Below are 5995 nucleotides of genomic sequence, written 5' to 3' on the forward strand. Positions count from 1 at the left end.
CCAACGACCCCCGTAGCACTGGCTGGATCCGACTCCGGATCAGAACCGCCCGGACAATAATGATCACATTGTGCGCTGGGGGCTGCGTCATCCTTTCTTGATTTTCGCTTGCGATGTGCTCTTTTGGATCTTCCTTGTGGGCGGTTTGGCCGCGCGCTACGCCGCTGGCTGGCGGATCCTCGGCGCGCTGCTGCTGTGTGTCCCGCTGATTGATGTCGTGCTGCTGGGGCCACCGTTCTGAGCATCCAGGACGGCGCTGAGCCGACGGTCTGGCACGGCCTGTCGGCGGCCTACCCTCGAATCACACCGGTTCTACGGCCACCGCACCGTCCGCTGGGCCGACGCGAAGTTCGCCCGCCGCTTCGGCGGAGCGCCGCTGCCGCGGACGCTCCAGCTCTACGGCCGCGTGGCCGTCGTGGACGCCTGGAAGTCCTGGCTCAGGTTCCTGCTCGCCTATGCGATCAGCGTCGGCCTGATCTTCGGCCTGGTGATGCTAATCGGCACTCGACGAAGGCGCTCCGCTACTTGTCTGGCTCAACCCGCTCACCAAGATCCTTATATACAGTCTCATCTGGCCGATAGCGACCACCATCTGGCCCGGCAAGGCGCCGGAGACAGCGAAGGAGAACCGCTGACCGGGGCGCCCCACGCACCGGCCGTCGACCGGGCATGTGGCCAGTGTCCGCGACCACCCGCTCCCGCAACTGCGGCTGCAGTATTAGTACTCCAGCAGTACTTCGTGGCTTGACCTGGGGAAACGTCGAGCGGTGGGAGTGTAGCGGGCGGGAAGTCGTCACGGACGGCTTCTGCCCGCACGCCCCTCGAAGGAGTGCCCCCGACGTCGGTAGTGGCAGCGGCGGGCCACCGCTTGGCGTCGTCGGCGCCAGTGCGACCAGCTCAACACGTGAGTGAGGGTGTGAACGTCTCGGGGTGTGTGAGCTGCCAGGAGTCGCCGCACTTCTGCCACGGTGAGCTCGATGACCACGGCATCCTCACCGGTGGATCCCCTTTTTTCGGCTGCTCGCGCGCTCATCGCAACGAGGAAGGTGTGGGCGAGCATGGCCAAGGTGACGTGCCGGTACCAGCCGACGTAGCGGCGGACTTCGTACTCGTCCAGGCCGCACTCGTTCTTCGCTGCCTGGAAACACTCTTCGATCGCCCACCGGGCGCCGGCGACGCGCACCAGTTCGTCCACGCCGACATCCAGCGGTGCGTAGCCGAGGTAGTAGGCGATCTCGTCCGGCCGACTCAAGCTGCGCCGTGCCAGCGCCCACCGTCGACGGATCAACACGCCGTCCTGGTGGTCGTACTCGGACACTGGGCGCAACTGGACGGCCGCCCAGTCGTATTCGCGCTGTCCCTTCGCGCCCGTCCCGCAGGAACGGCGTTCCCATGCCTGGTCGGGGGCCTGCTCGAAGGCCTTGTCGATGCGTGGGCCGGCCAGGGAGAACTGGGACTTGGGGACGGCGAGGACGTAGCCGACGCCGGATGATTCCAGCATCCGGCGGAAGCGGTTGTCCTGTCCGTAGGCGGCGTCCGCCGTGACCCAGGCGACCGGCAGCGGCGAGGCCAGCGCCCTGCGGACGATCGTCGCCGCGAGGGTGTTCTTGGTGGCGAACTCCCGCTCGTCGGGGACCTTGGCGGCGCGGCAGCGGTCACGGTCGTCCGTCCAGGACTTGGGCAGGTAGAGCTCCCGGTCCACCAGGGCGCGGCCGGCTGTGCTGGTGTAGGCGGCGAAGACGCCGATCTGGCAGTTCTCGGTGCGGCCGGCGGTGCCGGAGTACTGCCTTTGGACTCCGGCGGATGTAGTGCCCTTCTTCAGGAACCCGGTGTCGTCGATGATCAGCACGCCGTCGGGGCGGCCGAGGTGTTCGGCGACGTAGGTCTGCAGGTCGTCGCGGATGTCGTCGGGGTTCCAGCGGGCTCGGGAGAGCAGGTGCTGCAGTCCGTCCGGGGTGGCGTGGCCGGCGTGTTCGGCAAGTTGCCAGCTGTTTTTTCGGGCCACCGGGGCGAGCAGTGCGCGCACGTAGTCCCGCATGCGGCGGCGTGGTTCGACACGGCCGAAGTGGCGCCCGATGGTGGTGAAGAGGTGGTCCAGGTCGCGGTCCCAGGTCTCGGCTGCCTGTTCGGTGATCACGACCCGAGGCTTCCCAGGCCCGGGGCGACCTTGCCATCGGGGGCACTCCTTCGAGGGGCGTGCGGGCAGAAGCCGTCCGTGACGACTCCCCGCCCGCTACACTCCCACCGCTCGACGTTTCCCCAGGTCAAGCCACGAAGTACTGCTGGAGTATTAGCGCCTTACCTGCGGTGGTGCTTCTCTACTTCCGCGGACAGTTACGCTTGTCATGCCCGCGGAAGTTGCAGACGCTGCACTTCCCAGCGTTAGGGGAGACGTCGCACGACCGAATGTCGTGCCCTCCCTCGCCGCACAAAGAGCAAGTGCGGGTCCTGCTCGCGCTCATTTCCCCTCCGCATTGTCCGTTGCTTGCCACCCTCGCACGGGAGTCTAATGCCGTAAACCTGCTGGTTCGGCGTTTTGTCAGACTACTGACGCTCCCGACCTTCCTCTTTCCGGGCAAGTGCCTACTTAGACGTCGTTTCTTATGGCGTGATTGTTCGTTGAGCCGTGCATGACGGATCTGGTTGAGCGTTTGGTGCCGGACGAGTTGTGGGTGCTGTTCAGGCGGGTGGTGCCACCGACGGTGGTGATACGCCCGCAGGGCGGTGGCCGACGTCGGGCGGGTGACCGCGAAGTCCTGGCGGCGATCATCTTCGTGGCGACGTCGGGCTGCACGTGGCGGCAGCTGCCGCCGGTCTTCGGCCCCGCCTGGCCCACGGTCTACCGCAGGTTTGCCCAGTGGAGCCGGGACCGGGTCTGGGCGAGGCTCTACCGCGTGATCCTCGACGAACTCGGAGCGCGGGGAGAGCTGGACTGGTCGCGGTGCGCGATCGACTCGGCCAGTCTGCGGGCGGCAAAAGGGGGCCACTGACGGGACCGAATCCGACCGATCGCGGCAAGCTGGGATCGAAGATCCACCTGATCTGTGACCGGAACGGGCTGCCGCTGTCCCTGGGTATCTCCGGTGCGAACATGCACGACAGCCAGGGCCTGGAGCCGCTCGTGCGCGGCATCCCGCCGCGGCCCCCGGCGCCGACGGCCGGAGAAGCTGCACGGGGACAAGGGCTACGACTACGACCACCTGCGCCGATGGCTCGGTCGGCGAGGCATCCGCCATCGCATCGCACGCAAGGGCGTCGAGTCCTCGCAGCGGCTGGGCCGGCATCGTTGGGTGGTCGAGCGAACGGTGTGCGCCACGAGGCGCCCTGTTTGTATCCCCGGCTCAGCCGGGAGGAACTCGGAAGGAGGTTCCTGGGCCGAATGACTCACCTGGATCCGAAAGGCGAAGGGGACAAGAGCATGTCAGCAAACCGGTGACTGGGCCCAATTGTCAGGGACGGTGTGCCGGGCGGCCCGCGCGATATGGCGAAGACTGCATTGTTTGAAGCCCAATCTCCAGAAGATGCAAGTTCCCATCCGTCGGAAAGACAGTTGAAACCGACGCCACGCCTGCACTGGCTTCTATTGTTGGCCGGTGCAACTTCCGGGCGGTGGAGCGATGTCCAGCGAGGACATTCAAGGAGATGAGTGGGACGCCTGTGTCGCGCTAGCACGTACAGACAGGGACGAACGTGGGATCGCCTACGGGACGCGAGTCCTATGGCGACGGAGGCCCCGTAGTAGTCGCCGGAGTGACGCCCGGCCGGGGAGGACGGGAAAGCCGCCCGCAGGGCGAAGGGGGCCAGGTGATTCGGACACCCGGATATGGGGAGGTATGCGAAATGCAGAGCGCCGCAACGGTGCTGGGTGTCCTGCGTGAGCGCGGCAGGCGCCATCTGCCGTGCAATGAGCTGTATCGACAGTTGTTCAACCCGCAGTTGTATCTGCTGGCCTACGGTCGTATCTATGCCAACCACGGCGCGATGACGCCCGGGGCCACGCCGGAAACCGTGGACGGCATGTCCCAGCGGAAGATCGACCGGATCATCGAGGCGATGCGCCATGAGCGCTACCGCTTCCGGCCGGTTCGACGCGTGCACATCCCGAAGAAGAACGGAAGCACGCGCCCTCTTGGGCTGCCGACCTGGTCGGACAAGCTCGTCGGGGAGGTGGTCCGCTTGCTCTTGGAGGCGTACTACGAGCCGACGTTCTCCGACCGATCGCATGGATTTCGTCCCCGAAGGGGCTGCCACACCGCGCTGCGGGAGGTGGCCCACACCTGGACCGGGACGTCCTGGTTCATCGAAGGGGACATCGCCGACTGCTTCGGCAGCCTGGATCACCAGGTCCTGCTGTCGATCCTCGGCGAGAAGATCCATGACCAGCGGTTCCTGCGGCTGGTGCGCAACATGCTGACAGCCGGATACCTGGAGGACTGGAAATGGGGAGCCACGCTCTCCGGAGCGCCGCAAGGCGGAGTGGCCTCCCCGATCCTGTCCAACATCTATCTGCACAAGTTGGACGAGTTCGTCGAGAAGGTTCTGATCCCGGAGTGCACCCGTGGAGAGCGCCGGGCTCGTAACCCGGCGTATTTGGAGTTGCAAAATCTGCTGGCGAAAGCCCGCCGGCGCGGTGACCGGCCTGAGGCCCGGACATTGCGTCAGCGGATGGTGAGCCTGCCGAGCGCGGATCCCAACGATCCGTCATATCGCAGGCTTCGCTATGTCCGCTACGCAGACGACCACCTCCTCGGATTTACCGGACCGAAAGCCGAGGCCGAGCAGATCAAGCATCGCCTGGCCGAGTTCCTGCGTGACGAACTCAAGCTGGAACTCTCCCAGGAGAAGACGCTGGTAACCCACGCCCGTACCCGGGCGGCACGGTTTCTCGGTTACGAGATCACGACCCAGCACAACGACACGAAGAAGACCGGCCGCTACCGCAGGGTGAATGGCCAGATCGCCCTTCGTGTCCCCAGGGACGTGATCAAAGCCAAATGCGATCCCTACCTCGCCCGCGGAAAGCCCGCGAAGCGAACGGAACTGACCAACGGCAGCGATCACGCGATCGTCGCCACGTTCGGAGCCGTCTACCGGGGCATCGTCCAGTACTACCTGCTTGCCGGAGACGTCTTCCGGCTGCACCGGCTGCAATGGGTGATGGAGACCTCCATGCTCAAGACCCTTGCGGGCAAGCACCGTTCGACCGTGACGAAGATGGCCGCCAGGCACAAGGCCAGAATCGACACGCCCAACGGGCCCCGAGTCTGCTTCGAGGCCCGCATCGAGCGGGAGAACAGGAAGCCGCTGGTGGCGCGGTTCGGTGGCATCCCTCTCCAGCAGCAGCGGTCGGCGAAGGTCGTCGACCGTCGGCCTGTCTGGGTGGACTATCCGCAGAAGGAGCTGATCACCCGGCTCCTGGCGGACACGTGCGAGGTCTGCGGGGCCACCGGTGATGTCCAGGTGCATCACGTCCGAGCCCTTGCCGATCTCGCCCGTGCCGGATGGCCGCCGTCCGACTGGGCGCGCGTCATGCTCGACCGGCGGCGCAAGACCCTTGTGGCCTGCGCTGCCTGCCATGACCGTATCCACGAGGCACGAACGGCCAGATCACCCACGCCGTGATCACTGGAGAGCCGGATGACTCTCATCGGATACCGGAGGCTAGCGGGGCAGGCGTTTGACGGCTTGGTGTGTCACACCCATCCGCCATGCTCGCCAGCATGAACGAAAACGCCTTCTGGCAGCTCATCGAAGCGTGTAGCTCCTCCATCGACCCCGAGGGGATGAGCTTGCCGCTGCCCTGACAGCCCACCTGACGAACGGCTCGGTATCCGACGTGATCGGTTTCGCTGAGCAGCTCTCCTGGGCCCTGTACAGGCTGGACCGTAGGGAATACGGCGATGACCTGTCGAGCGACCAGTTCCTCTACACCCGAGCGGCGGTCGTCGCAGCTGGACGTGAGGAGTACGAGAGCGTACTTCGCGACCCACAGAGG

Annotated in this window: 3 protein-coding genes and 2 pseudogenes; 4 read left to right on the plus strand and 1 reads right to left on the minus strand. The window is 65.8% G+C overall.

Going from position 1 to position 5995, the window contains the following annotated elements; all coding sequences use genetic code 11:
* Positions 1-70: 70 nt before the first annotated feature.
* Positions 71-241 (plus strand): hypothetical protein, encoded by a 171-nt coding sequence (locus E4N62_RS32990; protein ID WP_230220360.1) that lies wholly within the window; start codon positions 71-73, stop codon positions 239-241.
* A 768-nt stretch (positions 242-1009) separates the two neighbouring features.
* On the opposite strand, the pseudogene E4N62_RS32995 reads toward E4N62_RS32990, so the two are convergent.
* Positions 1010-2134, minus strand: a pseudogene (locus E4N62_RS32995) (IS701 family transposase); the annotation flags it as partial.
* Between the two features lie 496 nt (positions 2135-2630).
* Here E4N62_RS32995 and E4N62_RS33000 point away from each other — a divergent pair.
* The 3 genes and pseudogenes from E4N62_RS33000 to E4N62_RS33010 all read left to right on the plus strand — a co-directional run.
* Positions 2631-3308 (plus strand): annotated as a pseudogene (locus E4N62_RS33000) (IS5 family transposase); the annotation flags it as partial.
* A gap of 532 nt (positions 3309-3840) precedes the next feature.
* Positions 3841-5622, plus strand: a complete 1782-nt coding sequence (locus E4N62_RS33005) for a reverse transcriptase/maturase family protein (RefSeq protein ID WP_268270103.1) — start codon at positions 3841-3843, stop codon at positions 5620-5622.
* A gap of 214 nt (positions 5623-5836) precedes the next feature.
* Positions 5837-5995: DUF4240 domain-containing protein (locus E4N62_RS33010; RefSeq protein ID WP_230220366.1), on the plus strand; the 159-nt coding region annotated here is incomplete at its 3' end.

The organism is Streptomyces sp. MNU76, assembly GCF_020982545.1.
Classification (GTDB): domain Bacteria; phylum Actinomycetota; class Actinomycetes; order Streptomycetales; family Streptomycetaceae; genus Streptomyces.

Excerpts from the sequence above, each read along its gene's own strand:
- E4N62_RS33005 (WP_268270103.1), top strand. The coding sequence starts at position 3,841 with ATGCAGAGCGCCGCAACGGTGCTGGGTGTCCTGCGTGAGCGCGGCAGG.